The organism is Cypionkella sp. PAMC25878, from assembly GCF_058135695.1.
Genome location: NZ_CM176871.1, coordinates 3,355,762 through 3,376,992, shown reverse-complemented (window position 1 = coordinate 3,376,992; position 21,231 = coordinate 3,355,762). Strand labels below are relative to the sequence as shown.

The following is a 21,231-nucleotide window of genomic DNA, read 5'->3' as shown; positions in this document are numbered from 1 at the left end:
TTTGAGGACATGATGATCTACTACGGCACCAACCCAATTGCTTGGACCAATGACGACGATCGCAGCCTTGGCGCGCATATCTCGTTGGAACAATGCTTGGACGAAACCGCCGCAATCGGCTTTGATGGCATCGAAAAGGGCCATAAAATGCCGCTGACGGTGGAAGGTCTGAACGCCTTGTTCCAACCGCGTGGGCTGAAATACATCTCGGGCTGGCATTCGACCAATCTGCTGGTGAACTCGGTCGAAGACGAAAAGGCCGCGATGCAACCCTATCTCGACCTGCTGAAGGGCATGGGCTGCAAGGTGATCATCGTCTGTGAAACCTCGAACGCCATTCACGGCGACGATGGCAAAGCGGTCAACGACCGCCCGCATCTGCCCGATGCCGACTGGAAGACATTCGGTCAAGGCATTGAAGCCTTGGCAGAATTTAGCGCTTCCCAAGGGGTCAAACTGGTCTACCATCACCACATGGGCACCATTGTTGAGGCCGAATGGGAGATCGACCGCTTGATGGCCGAGACAGGTCCGCACACCCATCTGCTGCTCGACACTGGCCATTGCTACTATGGCGGCGGCGATCCGGTGCGCGTGGCGAAAAAGCACATGAGCCGCGTCGGCCATATCCATGCCAAGAACGTCCGCCCCGACATCATGCAACAGGTGCGCGAGCAGGGGCTTTCCTTCCTCGAAGGCGTGCGGCGTGGCTCTTTCACCGTGCCGGGTGATGCTGAAGGGGCTGTGGATTTCTTCAGCGTTCTCGAAGTGGCGGCGCAGCACAATTATTCCGGCTGGCTGGTCATTGAGGCCGAGCAAGACCCATCTGTGCGGATTCCGATGGACTATCAAAGCCTTGGTTTGCGCAGTCTGAAGGGCTTTGCCAAGCGGGCTGGCCTCGACAAATAAAGGCTGGGGGGCACGCCCCCCAGGCCCCGTATCTGGGAGACGAACATGGCCGATCTATTGCGTAAACCCAAGGGCACCTCAGGCAAGGTGCATGACATCACGCCCGAAAGCGCGGGTTGGGGCTATGTCGGCTTTGGCCTCTATCGTCTGCAACCCGGTGAAACCGCTGCCGAAGTCACCGGCGACCGCGAAGTCATCCTCGTGCTGGTCGAAGGCAAAGCCCAAATCCATGCCGCAGGCCAAGATTGGGGCGTGCTCGGCGACCGTATGGATGTGTTTGAGAAAACCCCGCCGCATTGCCTGTATATCCCCAACGATTCCGATTGGTCTGCCACAGCCACCACCGCCTGCACCTTGGCGGTCTGCACCGCCCCCGGCAAATCCGGCCACAAAGCCGCACAAATCGGCCCCGCTGGTATCACTTTGACCCAACGCGGCACCGGCGCGAACACCCGTTTCATCAACAACATCGCGATGGAAGCTTTGGATGTGGCCGACAGCCTGCTGGTCACCGAAGTCTTCACTCCACAAGGCAACTGGTCATCCTATCCCAGCCACCGCCATGACGAAGACGATTTCCCCCGCATGACCTATCTGGAGGAAAGCTATTACATGCGTCTCAATCCGGCCCAGGGCTTCGGCATCCAACGCGTCTATACCGAGGATGGCAGCCTTGATGAGACGATGGCGGTCAAAAACCATGACGTCACGCTGGTGCCCAAGGGCCATCACCCCTGCGGCGCGCCCTATGGCTATGAGATGTATTACCTGAACGTCATGGCAGGCCCCCGCCGCAACTGGCGGTTTCAGAACGACCCGGATCATGACTGGATTTACCAGCGCGACAACGCGCCAGTTTAAACCCTATTCAAACGGCGCGTCCGAGGTCAAAAGCTGCACCTGCATCGCACCCTTATAGCCCCGCAGTTCGGCCTCGATCAGATGCGGTTTTGGCAGGCGGGGCGTCAGTACCAGACAACGCCCAGCATAGCCCAATTCGTTCAGCCGGGTCAGAACCACGATCGCGTCCAAACTGGCGCTGAATAGGGGGAAAACCACCAGATCGGGGGCGATACGGGACAGTTCTTCCGGGCAAAGCCGCGCGAAGGGCAGCGAGAAGATCATCGCATCCTGTGACGCCGGGGCAGCCTCGCCTCCGGCAAGATACAGGATTCGGCGGCTCGGCGGATTTTGGTCTTGCGACAACCCCGACTGCGGTGGCATGGTAGCCTCCCACTCACTCTACTGCGCGCTTTGGGGCTTAGAGGCGTCGATATCCTGCGCCTCCACAGCCAAAGCGCGAATTTCCGTTACGACACTCGCCTTATGTTAGCGCACACGCAGCGGCGTGAGCAAGCCCGAACTGGCATGATCAGTTGGGGCAGGGTAGAGATTGGCAAAGGCAAAAGGGGTGGGCAATGGATCACGAGGCCACAAAAGCACTACTGGGCGGACTGCCGCTGCCGGTGATTCTGATCGCGGCGGATGAGCGGATCGTGCAGGCAAACGGGCCTGCCGTTGCGCTGTTTGGCGCGGCGATCCTGGATCGTCACCACGCGCTCAGCTTTCGGCAGCCGGAGTTTTTGCGCGCGATTGCGGCAGCGATGCTGCGCGGCGAGAAGGGCCGCATCCGCCTCACCCTCGCGGGGGCCGCGCAGGACACCATCTATGAAATCTCGGTCAGCCCAGTGCCGCAGGGCGTGCTCTGCGCCTTCGAGGATCGCTCGGCATGGGAGCAGATGGACCAGATGCGTCGCGATTTTGTCGCCAATGTCAGTCATGAACTCCGCACGCCACTGACCGCTTTGCTGGGCTTCATCGAAACCCTGCGCGGCCCCGCCCGCAATGATGCCCCGGCGCGCGAGCGGTTCCTGGCCATCATGGCCTCTGAGGCCGAGCGGATGAACCGCCTGGTGCGCGATCTGCTGCATCTCAGCCGGGTTGAGTCCGAAGAACGTGTGCTGCCGGGGGATGAGGTTGATATCGCAGGACTTTTGCGCACCTCGGTGGCCAGCCTGCGCCCGCTTGCCGAAACCGCCCGCGTCACGATCCGGGTCGAGGGAGCCGACCAGCCGCTGATCATCCGCGCTGATGCCGATCAGATGACGCAAGTACTGACCAACCTTGTCGAGAACGCGGTGAAATACGGCAGCCCTGCGGGGGCCGAAGTGCGGGTGGCGTTGGCGCGGGAACAAGGCCCGCGCGGTGCGCAGTTGCGGATTTCGGTCAGCGATCAAGGCGAGGGCATCGACCCGTTCCACATTCCCCGCCTGACGGAACGGTTCTACCGCGTCGATGGCCACCGCTCGCGCGAAAAGGGTGGCACCGGCTTGGGCCTCGCCATCGTCAAACACATCGTCAACCGCCACCGAGGCAGGCTGGTGATTGAAAGCAGCAAAGGCAAAGGCAGCCGATTCTCGGTGCTGTTGCCGTACGAGGCACGCTGACAAAAACCCCCACCTACAGCCATTCATCTTGGCCTAAATATCCCCGCCGGAGGCTCCCCCACCTCCACCCGCGCCCTATTTCAGTTCATTTCTCCCTGCCAGCCGCTCCCGTCATATAACTGTTACAAAACTGTCGCAAAACATATGAACAACCCGCCTAGACGGGGCGGCGAAGGGCAAGCCATCCGGGCAGCCCTCGGGAATTAACTGGAGAGCAACATGTCTCTGATCAAACTGATCCCTTCCGCCGTGGCAATCCTTGCCGCCACGACCGTCATCGCCTCGGCGCGTGACCAGCTGCAAATCGCGGGTTCTTCCACCGTGCTGCCCTACGCCACCATCGTGGCCGAAGCGTTCGGCGAAAACGGCGATTTCAAAACCCCGGTTGTTGAAGGCGGCGGTTCGGGCGCGGGTCGTAAGAAGCTCTGCGAAGGCGTCGGAGAGTCGACCATCGACATCGCGAACTCGTCCTCGCGCATCAGCCAGTCTGACATTGACCTGTGCAAAACCAATGGCGTCACCGACATCATGGAAGTCCGCATCGGCTATGATGGCATCGTGTTTGCCTCCGACATCAACGGCCCGGATTTCGTGCTGACCCCGGTGGACGTGTTCAACGCCATCGGCGCGCAAATCGCCAAAGACGGCGCTCTGGTTGCCAACACCGCCAAGACCTGGGCTGACGCCAACGCCGCACTTCCGGCACAAGACATCCTCGCCTTCATCCCCGGCACCAAGCACGGCACGCGTGAAGTGTTCGACACCAAGGTTCTGCTGGAAGGCTGCAAAACCAACGGCGCTTACGATCTGTTCCTCGCTGCTTCGAAAGAGGCCGATGACGCTGCCAAGAAAAAAGATGCTGAAAAGCAGTGCTTCACCACCCGTTCGGATGGCACTTCGGTCGACATTGACGGCGACTACACCGAAACCCTGTCGCGCATCGACGCCAACAAGAACGCCGTCGGCGTGTTCGGTCTGTCGTTCTACGAGAACAACACCGACAAGCTGAAAGTCGCCACCGTCAACGGCATCTTGCCGTCGGTTGAGACGATCTCGAAAGGCGAATACCCGGTGTCGCGTCCGCTCTACTTCTACGTCAAGAAAGCCCATATCGGCGTGATCCCCGGCCTGAAAGAATACATCCAGTTCTTCGTGTCCGATGACATGGCTGGCCCGGATGGCAAACTGGCCGAATACGGTCTAGTCCCCGACCCGGAACTGGCAGCAACCCAAGCGGCTGTTGATGCCGAAACCGTGATGGGCCCGCTGCAGTAAGACCTAATTAGGCGGCGCGAGGCATCTCGCGCCGCTTATCCAACCCGCGCCTGTCCCTCTCATTGGTAGGATCCCCATGAGCATCGGCCTCCTCTCCGTTATTATTCTCGCCCTCGCCGTCGCGGGCTATGTGATTGGCCGCCGAAAGGCCGTCGCGCAAGTCGAAGGCGACATTCGCAAATTACATTCTCTGCCGCCGTTTTACGGTCGCATCACCGCTTTGCTCACCGCCGTGCCTGCGTTCTTTCTGATCGCCGCATGGCTTTTGGCGCAGCCGTTGTTTCTTGAAAATAAAGCGCTCAGCTTGATCAACCCAGCGGAACTTCCCGCAGGCAAATCGGCCGAGCTGGTGATGGCCGATGTCCGCCGTGTCGCCGCTGGTCTCAACATGCTGGAAGCGCGTGGCGATGATGTGGGCCCTCTGCTGGCCAGCCCCACCGCGCTGAAATCCGCGCTGAATGGGGCGGGCGTTGTGTTGGAAACCGAACCCACGCCTTCAACCCTCGCCGCAACTGCCGCGTTGCGCGATGCAGGTGCAACCTCGCGGCTTGCGATGACCGGGACCGCACTTCTGCTCGCCCTCGCAGGTCTGGCTTTTGGCCTTAGCCGTATCAACCCCGAATACCGCGCCCGCAACGCCACCGAGCGTTTCGCGATGTGGCTTCTGATGGCCTCCAGCCTTGTCGCCGTGCTGACCACAGTCGGCATCGTGGCCTCTCTGCTGTTCGAATCGATCCACTTCTTCCGGCTCTATCCCGCGTCCGAGTTCTTCTTCTCCACCGTCTGGAAGCCGCAATTCGGCGGTGGCTCCAGCCTTGGCATCCTACCGCTGCTCTGGGGCACGCTCTACGTCTCGGTGATCGCCCTGATCGTGGCGGTGCCAATCGGCCTGATGTCGGCGATTTACTTGGCCGAATACGCTTCCCGCTCCACCCGCGCTTGGGTGAAACCCGCCATCGAAATCCTCGCAGGCATCCCAACCATCGTTTACGGCCTGTTCGCTTTGGTCACCGTTGGCCCCTTGCTGCGCGATTACTTCGCCTCGCCCTTGGGTCTTGGCAACTCATCCTCCTCGGTGATGACGGCAGGTCTCGTGATGGGCATCATGGTGATCCCCTTCGTGTCCTCGCTGTCTGACGACATCATCAACGCCGTACCGCAGAGCCTGCGCGATGGCTCGCTCGGTCTTGGCGCCACGCCTTCGGAAACCATCAAACAAGTGGTGATCCCCGCAGCGCTTCCCGGCATCGTCGGGGCCGTGCTGCTGGCAGCCTCCCGCGCGATTGGCGAGACGATGATCGTCGTGATGGGGGCAGGGGCCGCAGCCAAGCTCTCGCTTGACCCGTTTGAGGCGATGACCACCGTGACGGTGAAAATCGTCAGCCAGTTGACCGGCGACACCGAATTCGCCAGCCCAGAAACCTTGGTCGCCTTCGCTTTGGGTCTGACATTGTTCTGCCTGACCTTGGCTTTGAACATTGTAGCCTTGGTGATTGTGCGTAAATACCGGGAGCAATACGAATGACCGCCCGCCCGCTCAACCCGCGCGCCGCCATCGACACCCGCGCGTCTTTGCTGGTGCAAGATCCCCGCACCAAGGCCCGCAACGCCACCGAAAAACGCTTTCGTGCCTATGGCCTGTCCGCCATCGTCGTGGCGCTGCTGGCCCTCGTCTGGTTGCTGATCTCGATCTTTGGCAACGGTCTGCCTGCGTTCAAGCAGACCTTCATCACTTTGCCCGTCACCCTTGACGCAGCCCTGCTCGACAAAGGCGGCAAACGCGATCCTGCCGATTTGGCAAAGGCCACCACTGTCACCTATGGCAAACTGCTGGCTTCGTCTCTGGAAGCCGAAGTCGCGGCCAAAGGCCTGAACTTGGGCGATATGAAGCCCAAAGACCTCACCAAGATGATCTCCGAAGAATCCCCGGCCACCCTGCGCAACCGCGTCCTGGCCGACCCCTCGCTGATCGGCACCACAATTGAGGTCAACGTCCTCGCCTCGGGCCGCATCGACGGCTACTACAAAGGCCGGGTGACGATGGAATCCGCCGCCTTGGACAAAAACACCTCGCCCGCACAGCTCGCTTTGGCAGATCAGTTGAAAACCGCAGGCGTGATGAAAACCCAAATCAACCCCGGTTTTCTCACGATGCCCGATGCCTCCGACAAACGCCCCGAAGCCGCAGGCCTTGGCGTCGCCATCGTCGGCTCGCTCTACATGATGTTCGTGGTGCTGGTTCTGGCTTTGCCGATTGGCGTGGCAACCTCGGTCTACCTCGAAGAATTTGCCCCGAAAAACAAATTCACCGACCTGATCGAAGTGAACATCGCCAACCTCGCCGCCGTGCCGTCGATCGTCTACGGCATACTCGGCCTGTCGATCTTCATCAACTTCGCCGGATTGCCGCAATCCGCGCCTATCGTCGGCGGCCTTGTGCTGACCCTGATGACGCTGCCGCGCATCATCATTCCGACCCGTGCCGCCCTGAAAGCAGTCCCCCCCAGCATCCGCGACGCGGCGCTTGGCATTGGCGCATCCCGTTTGCAAACCATCACCCACCATGTGCTGCCGCTCGCGATGCCCGGCATCCTCACCGGCACCATCATCGGCCTTGCGCAAGCCTTGGGCGAAACCGCACCGCTTCTGCTGATCGGCATGGTCGCCTTTGTGCGCGACTTCCCCGGCGCCCCGCCCGAGGGCCTGTTTGACCCGGCCTCGGCCCTGCCGGTGCAAATCTACAACTGGACCCAACGCGGCGACCCCGGCTTTGTCGAGCGCGCCTCTGGGGCCATCATCGTGCTGCTGGTCTTCCTGATCGCAATGAACGCCGTGGCGATCTATTTCCGCCGCAAATTTGAACGCCGCTGGTAAGGGGACATCACATGAAAGACCAAAGATTGGAGACCCGCGTGGACACCCAAACCATCAAGATTGAGGCCCGCAAGGCGCAGGTTTATTACGGCACCAACCATGCCATCAAAGACGTCGATGTCGATATCATGGACAAAACCGTCACCGCCTTCATCGGTCCGTCGGGCTGCGGTAAATCGACTTTCCTGCGCTGCCTGAACCGGATGAACGACACCATCCCGTCCTGCCGGGTGGAAGGTTCCATCACGCTGGAAGGCGAAAGCATTTACGATCCCCGCGTCGATCCGGTGCAACTGCGCGCCCGCATCGGCATGGTGTTCCAAAAGCCAAACCCGTTCCCGAAGTCGATTTATGACAACGTGGCCTATGGCCCGAAAATCCACGGCTTGACCCGCAACAAAGCCGAACTCGACGCCATCGTGGAATCCTGCCTGCGCAAAGCCGCCCTGTGGAATGAGGTGAAAGACCGCCTGCAAGCCCCCGGCACTGGCCTTTCCGGCGGCCAACAGCAACGCCTGTGCATCGCCCGCGCCATCGCCACCAGCCCCGAAGTGCTGCTGATGGACGAACCCTGCTCGGCGCTTGACCCCATCGCCACGGCGCAGGTTGAGGAGCTCATCGACGAACTGCGCAGCCAATTCTCGGTCGTGATCGTCACCCACTCGATGCAGCAAGCAGCTCGGGTGTCGCAACGCACCGCATTCTTCCATCTCGGCAATCTGGTGGAATTTGGCGAAACCGGGCAGATTTTTACCAATCCGAAAGATCCGCGCACGGAATCCTATATCTCTGGCCGGATCGGTTAAGGAACACAAATATGTTGAATGATCCCCATATCGCCCGCGTTTTCGACCGTGATCTTGAAGCGGTTCAGGCCATGATCATGAAAATGGGCGGGCTTGTTGAAGCGGCCCTGTCTGATGCCGCCAAAGCGCTGGATACCCAAGATGAAAGCCTCGCCGATCAGGTGCGCAACAACGACGCCGCGATTGATCAGCTGGAAGAAATGATCAACACCGAATGCGCCCGGCTGATCGCTTTGCGCGCGCCCATCGCCACCGATCTGCGCACCGTGCTGACCGTGATGAAAATCGCCTCCAGTCTGGAACGCTGCGGCGACTACGCCAAAAACCTCGCCAAACGTGCGCTGGTGCTGAATGCAATGTCACCGATCCCCGGTGCCGCAGGTTCGATCCGCCGCATGGCGCGTCAGGTCGGTCTGCTGCTGAAAGACGCTTTGGACGCCTTCGTGTCGCGCGATGCGGGCCTTGCCGCCGAAGTGCGCCTGCGCGATGAAGAAGTCGATCAGATGTACAACGCTTTGTTCCGCGAATTTCTCACCTTCATGATGGAAGACGCGCGCAACATTTCGGCCTGTATGCACCTGCATTTTATCGCCAAAAACATCGAGCGCGTCGGCGACCATGCCACCACGATTGCCGAACAGGTGATCTATCTCACCACCGGATCACTGCCGGATGAGGCCCGCCCGAAAGCCGAACTCGCTGGGGGGGAGGCCTGATGGCACCGCGTCCATCGGTGCTGCTGGTCGAGGATGAACCGGCACAGCGCGCGGTGCTGTCCTATAACCTTGAGGCCGAAGGCTTCGAGGTCCGCACAGCTGACAATGGCGAAGACGCGCTCTCCCTGATCTCGGAAGAAGCCCCCGATCTGATCCTGCTTGACTGGATGATGCCGCATGTTTCCGGCATCGAAGTCTGCCGCCGCCTGAAAGCCCGCCCCGAAACCCGGGGCATCCCGATCATCATGCTGTCGGCACGCTCGGAAGAAGTCGATAAGGTGCGCGGGTTAGAGACCGGGGCCGATGATTACGTCATCAAACCCTATTCCGTGGTCGAGTTGATGGCCCGCCTGCGCGCGCAACTGCGCCGCGTGCGGCCTGCGACGGCGGGGCTTTTGCTGGAATGGGGCGATATTCGCCTCGATACCGAAACCCACCGCGTCTACCGCGCCGACAAAGTGCTGAAACTCGGCCCCACCGAGTTCCGCTTGCTGGCGACCTTTATGGAAAAGCCGGGCCGGGTGTTTTCCCGCGAAAGCCTCTTGGACCGCGTTTGGGGCCGCGATATCTACGTCGACACCCGCACCGTCGATGTCCACATTGGTCGGCTGCGTAAATCGCTTTGCACCTTCGGCGGCGACGACCCTTTGCGCACCGTGCGCGGGGCGGGGTATGCTTTAGGATAATACACAACATAGGCGGCGCCTGACCGCAGCTTGGGTGCCGCCTCGCCTTGATTGAGGGCTTGGTTATCTTGCCTAAAACATCGACAAGGGATTGATCCTCAACCCTACCTGCAATCGAGAATCAATGCTCGACCACATCTTCCTGACAGTCAGCGACCTCGCCCGTTCCATCGCATTCTACGAGGCGGTTTTGCCGAAAGTCGGCATCACAATCCGGCACGACTACGACGCGCCCTTCAACCTCCCAGATCACCCCGATCTGAAAGGCTTTGGCGCAGAGGGCCGCATCTTCTTCTGGCTGCGTCAGGGTGAACCCAGCCCAACGGCACTGCATGTCGGCTTCATTGCTCATTCACAAGCCGAGGTCCACGCCGCCCATCAAGCAGCCCTCAAAGTAGGTGCGACTGAAATCCACCCACCCGGCCCACAACTGCATTACGACCCGCGCTATTACGCTGCGCAGGTCCGCGATCCCGATGGCTATAGCTTGGAGTTCGTCTACAAAAGCTGGCAGCATGCCGTTGTCTAAAACCACATAAAACACCGCGCGTCATCGGTCTAAACGTGCTGTTCTGAGCAGTTTCACATTGGCACAAATACTCCGGGGGGGCCGGAGGCTGGCCCCCGGTCCTCTCATCGAAGTCCACGAAACCTTAACAGATCCTTGCCGCCGCCCCATAACCTATTGATTCCCTGTGTACCCAAAACGGTCCCAACTCGGGACCGCCCCAAATCATAACCGCGCTAACCTCTCGGTCAGCAAATCAAAGAACCCCTGCGCATCCACATCGCCCACAAATAGCGCGTTCTTAGGCCGATCCGTCACCCCCCACCAATCCGCCACCGTCATCCCCAAAGTCAGCTCTGACTGGGTCTCAATCTCGACATTGATCACCCGCCCCGAAAACAACTCCGGCTTGATCAAATAGGCCACCACAGTCGGATCATGCAGCGGCCCGCCATCCGAGCCATATTTCTCCATATCGAACCGCTCAAAGAAATCCGCCCAATCCGCCGAAACCCGACCGACCTCGGTTCCCATAGCCCGAAACGCCTGAACCCGCGCCTTGGTGGTCAGCGCCTTGTGGGTTACATCCAGCGGCATCACCACCAAAGGCACACCGGACCGGAACACCAATTCTGCTGCCTCTGGGTCAACATAGATATTAAACTCGGCGGCAGGAGTGATATTGCCAACCTCAAAATAAGCCCCGCCCATCAGCACGATTTCCTGCACCCGCCCCACCACATCCGGTGCCTGCAAAAACGCCTGCGCGATGTTGGTCAGTGGCCCCAGCGGACACAGAGTAACCGTCCCCGCAGGCTCGCGCCGCAGTGTCTCAATAATGAACTCCACACCATGCTGATCCTGCAGCGGCATCACAGGGTCGGGCAAGCTCGGGCCATCCAGCCCGGTTTTACCATGCACATGCTCGGCAGTGACCAGTTTGCGCTTCATGGGGCGGTCACAGCCCGCGAACACTTTCACATCCGAGCGCCCGGCCAATTCGCAAATCATCCGACTGTTCTTCTGGGTCAACGCCAGCGGTACGTTGCCTGCGACGGCCACGATGCCCAGCACCTCGATATCTTCCGGGCTGCCGAATGCAAGCATGAGCGCAAAAGCGTCGTCTTGGCCGGGGTCGGTGTCGATGATGATTTTACGCGGGGATTGTGGCATGGTCTGCTCCTCATTTTTCGGCCAGAAAACGCCATTCCCCTGATCTTGTCCACATGGTCAAAAAAGAAAAAGGCGCAAAATGCGCCCTTTTCAACTCATAAACAGATCGCTGGTTCCGATCAGTTGTCGAAATCAACTTCCTCGATCAGTTTCAACGCCGCCGGCCGCTGCGCAGCCACATCAGCCAAGGGCAAGCTGTCGGGCGTAAACTCACCCCAGCTTTTCACCAAGGCCGAGCGTTCCACACCCGGCTCGACCGGAAATTCGTAGTTGGTTTCGGCGTAGATCTTCTGCGCCTCATCCGACGACAGCCATTCCATCAGCTTCAGCGCCGCATCATGGTTCGGTGCCGCTTTGGTCATCGCCACGCCCGAGATGTTCATATGCGTGCCGCCGCCTTCAAACACCGGGAACACGATACGCACCGAGTCCGCCCATTCTTTCTGCTCGGGGTCAGCCAGCATTTGACCCAGATAATAGGTGTTGCCGATAGCAATGTCGCACTCGTTCGCCCAGATCGCCTTGACCTGATCGCGATCCGCGCCATTGGGTTTGCGGGCGAGGTTGGCCTTCAGACCTTCCAGCCAAGTCTTGGTAAAGGCCGCATCGTGATGCGCCAGCATCGCCCCGGTCAGCGCCACGTTATAATCACTGGTCCCCGAACGCATACAAATGCGACCCTTCCATTTCGGATTGGCAAGGTCTTCATAGGTGGTGACTTCGCCATCCTTCACCCGGTCTTTTGCCGCGTAAACCACGCGCGAACGGGCGGTCAGGCCGAACCATTGCTTACCCGGATCGCGGTATTCTGCCGGAATATTCTTCTCCAGCACGGCGGAGTCGACGGGCTGGGTGACGCCTGCATTCACCACTTCCGTCAGGCGGGCAATGTCCACCGTCAGGATCAGATCGGCAGGCGAGCGGTCGCCTTCGGCCACCAGACGTTCGGCCATGCCCTTGTCGACAAAGGCAATATTCACCGTGATGCCGGTTTCCTTGCTGAAGGCATCAATCAGCGGCTGGATCAGTTCGGGCTGGCGGTGCGAGTAGATATTCACCTCCTCGGCCAGTGCGGGCAGGGCGGTGCTGGCGAGCGCAAGCGCGAACAAGGAAAAACGCAGCTTCATGGTTGAGTCCTTTTGTCAGGTATCTGGCTGCGCTTAAAGCGGAACCACCGGGAGGCGTCAATACCTGAGTAAATAACTTTTCCGCCGCGCACGCCGCCGCTTATCCAGCCTTGGCGGCCTTTTCTTCGGCCTTGGCGCGGTTCCACAGCGCATCCATTTCCGCCAGATCGCTGTCTGCCGGAGCTTTGCCCGCCTCTGCCAGCCAGTCCTCAATCCGGCCAAAGCGGCGGCTGAATTTGGCATTGGCGGCGCGCAGAGCGGCTTCGGGATCTACATCCAGATGCCGCGCCAAGTTTGCCATCACGAACAGTAAATCGCCAAATTCTTCAGTGACTTCGGCGTGGCTCAGCTGATCGCGCGCCTCAACCAATTCGGCAGCTTCCTCGGCGATCTTGGCCACCACCTCATCGGTCGAGGGCCAGTCAAACCCCACCCGAGCCGCCCGCTTTTGCAACTTGACCGCCCGCGTCAGCCCCGGCAATCCCAGTGCCACATCATCCAGCACGCGGGCGTTCTGCGCGCCGCGCTCGGCGGCCTTGATCCTCTCCCAATCCACCGTCTGCTGCGCGGGCGTTTTGTCGCGGCTCTCGTCGCCAAACACATGCGGATGTCGCGCGACCATCTTGTCGGAAATCGCTTGCACCACGTCTTGAAAGCCAAACAGGCCTTGATCGCTGGCCATCTGGGCATGAAACACCACCTGCAACAGCAGATCGCCCAATTCCCCCGGCAACTCATCCCAAGCCTGCCGCGCAATCGCATCGGCAACCTCATGCGCTTCCTCAATCGTGTAGGGCACAATCGAGGCAAAATCCTGCGCGATATCCCATGGGCAGCCCGCAACCGGATCGCGCAGCCGCCGCATGATTTCCAGCAAACGCGCGATGCCGCCGTCCGGGTCACGCACAAGTTGATCAGACGCGTCGTCAGAATGGGGCAGGGGCATTGCCGATCCCTTCCAGATAAGATTTGATCAAAGGCCAGCAAATCAGGAGATCCCCATGCCCGTCCTCAACCGTATCGCCGCTTATGCCGAGGAAATGAAGGGCTGGCGCAGGCATTTGCATGCGAATCCTGAACTGTCTTTCGACTGCTTCACCACTGCCGCCTATATCGTCGAGCGCCTGAAAGAGATCGGCGTCGATGAAATTCACCCCGGTATCGCCAAAACCGGCATCGTTGCCATCATCAACGGGCAGGGTGATGGCCCGACCATCGGTCTGCGCGCTGATATGGATGCGCTGCCGATCCAGGAAATCACCGGGGCCGAATACGCCTCCACTATCCCCGGCAAAATGCACGCCTGCGGCCATGATGGCCATGTGACCATGCTGCTGGGGGCTGCAAAATATCTGGCCGAAACCCGGCGTTTTAAAGGCCGCGTCGCGCTGATGTTCCAACCCGCCGAGGAAGACGGCGCGGGGGGCCGAGAGATGGTGAATGAAGGCGTGATGGACCGTTTCTCCGTCGATCAGGTCTACGGCATCCACAACGCGCCCAACGTGCCGTTCGGGCATTTTCTGACCACGCCGGGCGCGCTGATGGCGAGCGTCGATACGGCTTATGTCTATCTGACGGGTAAGGGCGGCCATGGCGCGACCCCGCATGATTGCGTCGATCCGATTGTGGCCTTGGTGGGGATGATCTCGGCCATCCAGACCATCATTCCACGCAACATCTATGCCTTGGACGAGGCGGTGTTGTCGGTGACGATGGTGAATTCGGGCACCGCCTCCAACATCATCCCGGAAGAAGCGATGTTCGCCGCCACCATCCGCTGCTTTAAGCCCGAAGTCCGCGCATTGCTGAAAAAGCGCTTCTATGAGATCGTCGAAGGCCATGCGAGCGCCTACGGTGTGCAGGCGCGGATTGACTACGACTGGGGCTATCCGGCGACGATCAACCATGCCGATCAAGCCGCCTTTGCAACCGAAGTCGCCGCTGAAATCGTTGGCGAAACCTCGGTCGATGGCAATTCGGTGCGCGAGATGGGCTCGGAAGATTTCTCTTACATGCTGGAAGCCCGCAAAGGCGCCTATCTGTTCATGGGCACTGGCCCCGGCGCGGGACTGCACCACGCCGCCTATGATTTCAACGACGAGGCCGCACCGATTGGCGCATCGTTCTTCGCAAGGCTGGTCGAGCGCGCGCAGCCCTTGGCGTAAGGGCGCAGCGTCTCGCCGGATTTGACGATTTCGGCAAAGAAAATTAGCGCGGCAGCCTGATGTCGCGCTAAACTGCTCCTATCGTTTGAAAAGGAGTCATTATGATCCGCCTCACCTTTGCCCTTGGCCTGCTGGCAGCCCCCATTCTGGCAACATCCGCCTTTGCCGATGATTACCTCGCCTTCCACTCACCTTCCGGCAACATCCAGTGCGGCATGTCCACCGGCGACTACGCGCAAGTGCGCTGCGATATGTCGGCGCTGACGCCAACTTACCGCCAAGCCCCCGCCAACTGCGAATTCGACTGGGGCAGCAGCTTTGCGGTCGATGCAGGCGGCTCGGGCTATCTCGCCTGCGTTTCCGATTCCGTCGCCGATCCGGGCGGGATTGAGCTCGGTTACGGCAAGTCGATCTCGCTGGGGCCGTTCACCTGCACCTCCGAGAAATCGGGCATGGAATGTAGCAACCTCGGCGGGCATGGCTTTAAGATCTCAAAAGCCAAGCAAAAGCTGTTCTGAAATTTGATCAAAAATCCTCTGGTGTTTTTATGCGCTTTGGCTATCTTGGCCAAATCATATTGACTGGAGATTCAAAATGAACGCCCCCGCAAGTCTGCCCAACACATCCGCCTTCGAGATGGACCGCGCCCATGTGCTGCACCCTTGGGCAAACTTTGGGCCGTTTGAAAAGGCCGGTTCCTTGGTGATCGCGCGCGGGCAGGGGGCGCGGCTGTGGGATGAACAGGGCCGCGAGTATTTCGACGCCGTCGGTGGTATGTGGTGCACCAATATCGGCCTTGGCCGCCGTGAGATGGCCGATGCGATTGCCGAACAAGCCGAACGCCTCGCCTTCGCCAACCATTTTGTCGATATGACCAACGATCCGGCGGCGCGTCTGGCCGCGAAACTGGCGGAACTCGCGCCGGGCGATCTGAACCGCGTGCATTTCACCACCGGCGGCTCCACCGCTGTCGATACTGCCGTGCGCGTGGTCAGCTATTACCACCATTCCCGCGGCAACCCCGATAAAACCGACATTGTGGCGCGGGAAAACTCTTACCACGGCTCAACTTACCTCACCCAATCGGTCGGCAAGCGCAACGGCGACCGCATTGAGGAATTCCGCTACAAGACCGAGGGCATTCACCACCTCTCCTGCCCCAACCCCTACCGCCGCCCGGATTGGCAGACCGAAGCGCAATTCTGCGATGATCTGATCGCCGAGTTTGAAGCGCTGATCGCAAAAGTCGGTGCCGACCGCATCGGCGGCTTTATCGCCGAACCGATCCAAGCCTCGGGCGGCATCATCATCCCGCCGCAGGGCTATCTCAAACGCATGTGGCAGATCTGCAAGCGCCACGACATCCTGTTCATCGCCGATGAAGTCGTCACCGCCTTCGGTCGCATCGGCCATTGGTTTGCCAGCGACGATGCCTTCGGGGTGCAGCCCGACATGATCACCTGCGCCAAGGGCCTGACCTCGGGTTATCTGCCCTTGGGCGCGCTGATCCTGTCGGAACGGATTTGGGCGGCGATGGCGGAGGGTGGGCACCGCTGGTTTACAACGGGCCTGACCTATTCCGGCCATCCGGTGTCCTGCGCTTGCGCGCTAAAGAACATCGACATCCTTGATCGCGAAGGGCTGCTCGCCAATGCCACGAAGGTCGGCGCCTATTTCAACACCCGGCTGAAAGACCTCGAATCCTTACCCCTCGTCGGCAATGTGCGCGGGCAGGGCTTGATGCTCTGCGTTGAAAACGTCGCCAACAAGACCACCAAAGAACTGCTCCCCGATGAGGTCAATGAAAGCAAACGCATCTCAGACGTGGCGGAATCTTTGGGCCTGCTGGTACGTCCCATTGGCCATCTGAACGTGATGTCGCCGCCCTTGATCATCACCGAGGCGGAAGTCGATTTCGTGGTCGATACTTTGGAGGTCGCCATCCGCCGCGTCAGCGATGATCTGGTGCGCGAGGGGCACCGGCTGGGGTAAAACGCATTGCGGGGTGAACCCCGCCCTACCCATGGCTGGCCAATCTCGAAGCGCTCCGCGCGGGAGTATTTGAGAAAGAGCAATTGCAGCCGTTCTCAAATATCCCCCCGCAGCGCGTGTGGCCTTGCACAATTGCTTCCACAGGCTTGACATCCCCCATCGCCTGCCGTCCTTTGAACCACCCGGATCCGCGCGTCTCCGGCTGGGGCTGCGGCCCGAGGATAAAGACGCAAGCGCCGTTATCTCCGAGAGAATCATGGCCCTAGAAGACGCTAAAACCGAAATCGATACCGCTTTCGCCCGCACCACTCAGCGCGGCTATGCCTTTGAGAACGCATTCTCGGGAGCGACCTCATTCCTGCGCCGCAGCTACACCAAAGACCTCACCGGGGTAGATCTGGCCATCACCGGCGTCGCCTTTGACCAAGCCGTCACCCACCGCACCGGCACGCGCTTTGGTCCGCGCGCGATCCGTGAGGCTTCCAGCTTGCAGCCCTATGATCCGCCCTACGGCTGGCCGACAAACCCGCTTGATGAGATGAACATCATCGACTACGGCGACTGCGCCTTCGACTATGCCAAGACCTCAGATTTCCCCGATACCCTCACCGCGCATATCCGCAAAATCTTGGCGGCGGGCGCAGGCACCATCACCTTAGGCGGCGATCACTACATCACGCTGCCGATTCTGCGCGCCTATGCCGAGAAATTCGGCCCCCTCAGCGTGATCCATTTCGACGCCCATTCCGATCTGTGGCCCGATGACGACATGACCCGCATCGACCATGGCACCATGATGTATAAGGCTGTGAAGCAGGGCTATGTCGACCCGACACGATCAGTGCAGATCGGCATCCGCACCACGACCGAGGATTATCTCGGCTTTAACGTCATCGACGCCCGCTGGGTGCATGAAAACGGCACGGCGGCGGTGGTCGCCAAGATCAAAGACATCGTCGATGATCACCAGACCTATCTCACTTTCGACATCGACGCGCTCGACCCCTCGGTCGCCCCCGGCACGGGCACGCCGGTCTGGGGTGGCTTACATTCTTGGCAAGCCGCAGCCATCTTGCGCGATCTGGCTGGCATCAACATGATCGGCGGCGATATTGTTGAAGTCTCGCCGCCCTATGACACCACCGGCGCTACTGCCATCGCGGGCGCGCATGTCGGCTACGAATTGATCTGTCTCTATCATTGGGCGAAAACACAAAGATGACCAAAATCATGACCCTCGCCGTTTTGATCCTGATCGTTGCGGCGGGGGCCATGGCGTTTGTTCGCCTTGCCCCGACCAATCCATCCTTGTGGCATGTGGCCCTCAATCCGCGCCCTCTGGATATCGCCACCCCGAGCCCGGATAGAGTCACCGCCTTGCCGAATGGGGCCTATGTCGATCTGACAGCCGCAACCGATCAGACGCAGGCGCTGCTGGCCAAACTGGATGGCATCGCGCTGGCCAGCCCGCGCACCCTGCGCATCGCGGGCAGTGCGGAAACCGGGCGGATCACCTGGCAAACCCGCTCAGCGTTCTGGGGGTTTCCCGACTATACCACCGCCGAATCTACCCCCGAGGGCGTGACGATTTATGCCCGCCAGCGCTTTGGCAAAGGCGATTGGGGCGTCAATGCGGCCCGTTTGACGGCATGGATCAGCGTACTTAACGCCTGAAACTGCGTTTGGTTCCGCTGAATCGTCCATTATTCGCCGATTGCGCAAAAAGCTGCGGCGGATTCTCGCCCACAGATATTTCAGTTTGTTGAACTTTGTCACGGATCAGTGAATGTCTGCCGCAGCGCAGAAACAACTTGGATTAACCAAGGCCCTCTGCGCCAAACAGAACACAAAAAGACTTGGGACACTCACATGGCTGTAACCTTCCGTAATTTGCCACGCTTGGCCGCTTTGTGCGGCGTTCTGGCCCTCAGTGCCGCCTGCGTGCCGAGCAATTCGGAAGTGACGATGCTTTCCGCCCACCCCGATCTGATCCAGCCGGGGCTGAACCCGAACTTTGTGTCGAAAGCCATTGGCAATGCCAAAGCCAAGCGTGCCCGCGGCCAAAAAGTCTGGTGCGTGCCCTTCGCGCGTGATGCCAGCGGGGTTGAGATCATGGGCAATGCGGGCACTTGGTGGGACAAGGCCAAGGGTAAATTCGCCCGTGGCCACGAGCCTGTGGTCGGCGCGGTGATGGCGTTTTCGTCGACCCGCAAACTGCCGAAAGGCCATGTCGCTGTGGTGTCGCAGGTGGTGTCGGATCGGGAGATTTTGATTGACCACGCCAACTGGAAGCCCAGCCAGATTTCGCTGGGTATGACCGTGGTGGATGTCTCGACCAAGAACGATTGGTCAGTGGTGAAAGTCGCAAGCGCGGGCGACACTTTGGGTCGGCCCTATCAGATTGACGGCTTTATCTGGAACCCACCGGCACCGCGGGCTACGTTGCTTGCAACCACGCCCTAGTGGTTGCACCAAAGATGCAGGTGTCGCTCTTGGACTTGACCAAAGCCGCCGAACTCTGCAAACCCCCCGCATGGTTCCGTTAGAAAAACTCGCCCAGATCACCCAGCGTTTCGAGTTTCTCGAAGCCAAGCTGAACGCAGGCGCCTCGCCCGCCGAGATTGCGACGTTGTCGCGCGAATATTCCGATCTGAAGCCCGTCGCGGATGAAATCGTCGCCTACCGCCGCGCCTTGGATGATCTGGCTGAAGCCGAGATCATGCTCGCCGATCCCGAAATGAAGGCTTTGGCGGAAGATGAGATGCCGCTGCTGAAAGCCCGCATCCCCGAGATGGAATCCCGGCTGCAAATCGCATTGCTGCCGAAAGACGCCGCCGATGCCCGCCCGGCGATTCTCGAAATCCGCCCCGGCACAGGCGGCGATGAGGCGGCTTTGTTCGCCGCCGATTTGCTGAGGATGTATCAGCGCTATGCCGAGAAGATGGGCTGGACATTTGAAATCCTCGAACAGCAAGACAGCGAACTCGGCGGCATCAAGGATGTGCAAGTCCACATTGCGGGCGAGGGCGTATTTGCCAAACTGAAGTTCGAATCCGGCGTGCATCGTGTGCAACGTGTGCCGGAAACCGAAGCGCAGGGCCGCGTCCACACCTCTGCCGCCACTGTCGCCGTGCTGCCCGAGGCCGAGGAGGTTGATCTGGTGATCCCGGCCTCTGACATCCGCATCGACACCATGCGCGCCTCTGGGGCAGGTGGTCAGCACGTCAACACCACCGATAGCGCCGTGAGGATCACCCATATTCCCACCGGCATGATTGTCGTCTCGGCGCAGAAATCGCAGCACCGCAACAAAGAAATCGCCATGCAGGTTTTGCGCGCCCGGCTGTTCGATCTGGAACGCGCCCGCGTCGATAACGCCCGCGCCGCTGAACGGAAATCTCAGGTCGGCTCGGGGGATCGCTCCGAGCGCATCCGCACCTATAACTTCCCGCAAGGCCGGATGACCGATCACCGCATCAACCTGACACTCTATTCTTTGGGCCAAATCATGCAGGGCGATCTGGGCGAAGTGGTCGATGCTCTGGTCGCCCACGACCAAGCCAGCAAACTGGCCGAGATGGAAGGATGACGGCGCAAGACGCCCTGCGCGCCGCCATTCCGCAGCTGACCGCCGCTGGCATCGACAACGCCCCGCGCGACGCCCGCTTGCTGCTGGCCCATGCGATGGGCATCGCAGCTGATCGCTTGACCCTGCATCTGCCCGACGCACTCTCCGATCAGGCCAAGGCGGCTTACGCCGCCGCAATCACCGCCCGCGCCAACCGCCAACCCGTATCGCAAATCACCGGACAGCGCCAATTCTGGGGCCGCAGCTTCAAAGTCACGCAAGACACCCTCGATCCGCGCCCCGAAACCGAAATTCTGGTGGCCGAAGCCCTAACCCGCCCGTTCCTGAAACTGCTCGACCTCGGCACCGGCACCGGCTGCATCCTGCTGTCTTGCCTTGCCGATATGCCGATGGCGAGTGGTATCGGCTCTGATCTTTCGGCCAAAGCCCTCGACGTGGCGCAACAAAACGCCGCCCGCCTGAACCTGACGAACCGCGCCAAATTCATCCAATCTGACTGGTGCGCCAATATCCAAGGTCGCTTCGACCTGATCACCTCGAACCCGCCCTATATCGCCGCCGATGAGATGCCCAACCTCGGCCCTGATGTGCTGCAATGGGAGCCGCACGCCGCCCTCACCCCCGGCGGCGACGGTCTGGATGCCTACCGCAAAATCGCCACCCAAGCGCCCGCCCGCTTGATGCCCCATGGCCGCCTGCTGCTGGAAATCGGCCCCACCCAACGCGCCGCCGTCACCGCGCTGCTTGCAGCCCAAGGCCTGATCAACATCCGCACCCTGCAAGACCTTGATGGCCGCGATCGCGTTATCTGCGCCCAAAAGTCGCAGGACGCCGACTTGTGCGGCAATCTCTAGCCGTTTTCACCGGATAATCGCAAAATCTGCTTGTCAGACCGCCCCCCCTGTGATTATTCAATTCCACGCGACATTCGGTGCAATTCGGCACTGACCCGCGCAAACCCGGT

22 protein-coding genes are annotated in these 21,231 nt (G+C 60.2%); 18 read left to right on the top strand and 4 right to left on the bottom strand.

The genetic code is table 11. The features are described from left to right. Positions 1–12: 12 nt before the first annotated feature. Both iolE and iolB read left to right on the top strand, forming a co-directional pair. Complete coding sequence (iolE, locus tag ACS5RD_RS16530; RefSeq protein WP_489928308.1) at positions 13–909, top strand: myo-inosose-2 dehydratase; 897 nt, start codon at positions 13–15, stop codon at positions 907–909. A 45-nt stretch (positions 910–954) separates the two neighbouring features. Continuing rightward, positions 955–1,770: a 5-deoxy-glucuronate isomerase gene (gene iolB / locus ACS5RD_RS16525; protein ID WP_489928307.1), complete on the top strand. Its 816-nt coding sequence runs from the start codon at positions 955–957 to the stop codon at positions 1,768–1,770. 3 nt (positions 1,771–1,773) lie between these two features. On the opposite strand, the gene ACS5RD_RS16520 is transcribed toward iolB, so the two are convergent. Next, entirely contained in the window at positions 1,774–2,133 is a 360-nt protein-coding gene (locus ACS5RD_RS16520) for a hypothetical protein (protein WP_489928306.1), read from the bottom strand. Positions 2,134–2,327: 194 nt separating this feature from the next. On the opposite strand from ACS5RD_RS16520, the gene ACS5RD_RS16515 reads away from it, so the two are divergent. The 8 genes from ACS5RD_RS16515 (at position 2,328) to ACS5RD_RS16480 (ending at position 10,242) form a co-directional block, all read left to right on the top strand. Further along, positions 2,328–3,356: a sensor histidine kinase gene (locus ACS5RD_RS16515; protein ID WP_489928305.1), complete on the top strand. Its 1,029-nt coding sequence runs from the start codon at positions 2,328–2,330 to the stop codon at positions 3,354–3,356. A gap of 219 nt (positions 3,357–3,575) precedes the next feature. Beyond that, entirely contained in the window at positions 3,576–4,631 is a 1,056-nt protein-coding gene (locus ACS5RD_RS16510) for a PstS family phosphate ABC transporter substrate-binding protein (protein WP_489928304.1), read from the top strand. Between the two features lie 76 nt (positions 4,632–4,707). Beyond that, the gene (pstC, locus tag ACS5RD_RS16505; RefSeq protein ID WP_489928303.1) at positions 4,708–6,156 is read left to right on the top strand and encodes a phosphate ABC transporter permease subunit PstC; all 1,449 of its coding nucleotides are present in this window, start codon (positions 4,708–4,710) and stop codon (positions 6,154–6,156) included. Next, complete coding sequence (gene pstA, locus ACS5RD_RS16500; RefSeq protein WP_489928302.1) at positions 6,153–7,505, top strand: phosphate ABC transporter permease PstA; 1,353 nt, start codon at positions 6,153–6,155, stop codon at positions 7,503–7,505. Before pstC ends, pstA begins: the two co-directional genes overlap by 4 nt. Before the next feature lie 11 nt (positions 7,506–7,516). Further along, a complete protein-coding gene (pstB, locus tag ACS5RD_RS16495; RefSeq protein ID WP_054009087.1) occupies positions 7,517–8,311 on the top strand; it encodes a phosphate ABC transporter ATP-binding protein PstB in 795 nt (264 codons plus the stop codon). Positions 8,312–8,322: 11 nt separating this feature from the next. Then, the gene (gene phoU / locus ACS5RD_RS16490; protein WP_489928301.1) at positions 8,323–9,027 is read left to right on the top strand and encodes a phosphate signaling complex protein PhoU; all 705 of its coding nucleotides are present in this window, start codon (positions 8,323–8,325) and stop codon (positions 9,025–9,027) included. After that, a complete protein-coding gene (phoB, locus tag ACS5RD_RS16485) occupies positions 9,027–9,713 on the top strand; it encodes a phosphate regulon transcriptional regulator PhoB (RefSeq protein ID WP_202905689.1) in 687 nt (228 codons plus the stop codon). Before phoU ends, phoB begins: the two co-directional genes overlap by 1 nt. 124 nt (positions 9,714–9,837) lie before the next feature. After that, positions 9,838–10,242: a VOC family protein gene (locus tag ACS5RD_RS16480; RefSeq protein WP_489928300.1), complete on the top strand. Its 405-nt coding sequence runs from the start codon at positions 9,838–9,840 to the stop codon at positions 10,240–10,242. Between the two features lie 204 nt (positions 10,243–10,446). Here ACS5RD_RS16480 and ACS5RD_RS16475 read toward each other — a convergent pair whose 3' ends face one another. From ACS5RD_RS16475 to mazG, 3 genes are all read right to left on the bottom strand, one after another. Then, positions 10,447–11,394, bottom strand: coding sequence for a nucleoside hydrolase (locus ACS5RD_RS16475; RefSeq protein WP_489928299.1), 948 nt, complete (start codon positions 11,392–11,394; stop codon positions 10,447–10,449). A 119-nt stretch (positions 11,395–11,513) separates the two neighbouring features. After that, a complete protein-coding gene (locus tag ACS5RD_RS16470) occupies positions 11,514–12,521 on the bottom strand; it encodes a Fe(3+) ABC transporter substrate-binding protein (RefSeq protein ID WP_082351851.1) in 1,008 nt (335 codons plus the stop codon). Between the two features lie 100 nt (positions 12,522–12,621). Further along, entirely contained in the window at positions 12,622–13,467 is an 846-nt protein-coding gene (gene mazG / locus ACS5RD_RS16465; protein ID WP_489928298.1) for a nucleoside triphosphate pyrophosphohydrolase, read from the bottom strand. A 55-nt stretch (positions 13,468–13,522) separates the two neighbouring features. Between mazG and ACS5RD_RS16460 the strand changes: the two genes are divergently transcribed. From ACS5RD_RS16460 to prmC, 8 genes are all read left to right on the top strand, one after another. Then, positions 13,523–14,686 carry a M20 aminoacylase family protein gene (locus ACS5RD_RS16460; protein WP_489928297.1) on the top strand — a complete coding sequence of 388 codons (1,164 nt, stop codon included), beginning with the start codon at positions 13,523–13,525 and terminating at the stop codon, positions 14,684–14,686. Between the two features lie 101 nt (positions 14,687–14,787). Beyond that, complete coding sequence (locus ACS5RD_RS16455) at positions 14,788–15,204, top strand: DUF6636 domain-containing protein (RefSeq protein WP_489928296.1); 417 nt, start codon at positions 14,788–14,790, stop codon at positions 15,202–15,204. 76 nt (positions 15,205–15,280) lie between these two features. Continuing rightward, positions 15,281–16,678, top strand: a complete 1,398-nt coding sequence (locus ACS5RD_RS16450; protein WP_489928295.1) for an aminotransferase — start codon at positions 15,281–15,283, stop codon at positions 16,676–16,678. Between the two features lie 256 nt (positions 16,679–16,934). After that, positions 16,935–17,900 carry an agmatinase gene (gene speB, locus ACS5RD_RS16445; RefSeq protein WP_489928294.1) on the top strand — a complete coding sequence of 322 codons (966 nt, stop codon included), beginning with the start codon at positions 16,935–16,937 and terminating at the stop codon, positions 17,898–17,900. After that, entirely contained in the window at positions 17,897–18,352 is a 456-nt protein-coding gene (locus ACS5RD_RS16440) for a DUF1499 domain-containing protein (RefSeq protein ID WP_489928293.1), read from the top strand. Before speB ends, ACS5RD_RS16440 begins: the two co-directional genes overlap by 4 nt. Before the next feature lie 195 nt (positions 18,353–18,547). Continuing rightward, positions 18,548–19,141, top strand: coding sequence for a CHAP domain-containing protein (locus tag ACS5RD_RS16435; RefSeq protein ID WP_489928292.1), 594 nt, complete (start codon positions 18,548–18,550; stop codon positions 19,139–19,141). A gap of 70 nt (positions 19,142–19,211) precedes the next feature. Beyond that, positions 19,212–20,267 (top strand): peptide chain release factor 1, encoded by a 1,056-nt coding sequence (gene prfA, locus ACS5RD_RS16430; protein WP_489928291.1) that lies wholly within the window; start codon positions 19,212–19,214, stop codon positions 20,265–20,267. Then, positions 20,264–21,121, top strand: coding sequence for a peptide chain release factor N(5)-glutamine methyltransferase (prmC, locus tag ACS5RD_RS16425; RefSeq protein WP_489928290.1), 858 nt, complete (start codon positions 20,264–20,266; stop codon positions 21,119–21,121). Before prfA ends, prmC begins: the two co-directional genes overlap by 4 nt. The last annotated feature ends 110 nt before the right edge of the window (positions 21,122–21,231 follow it).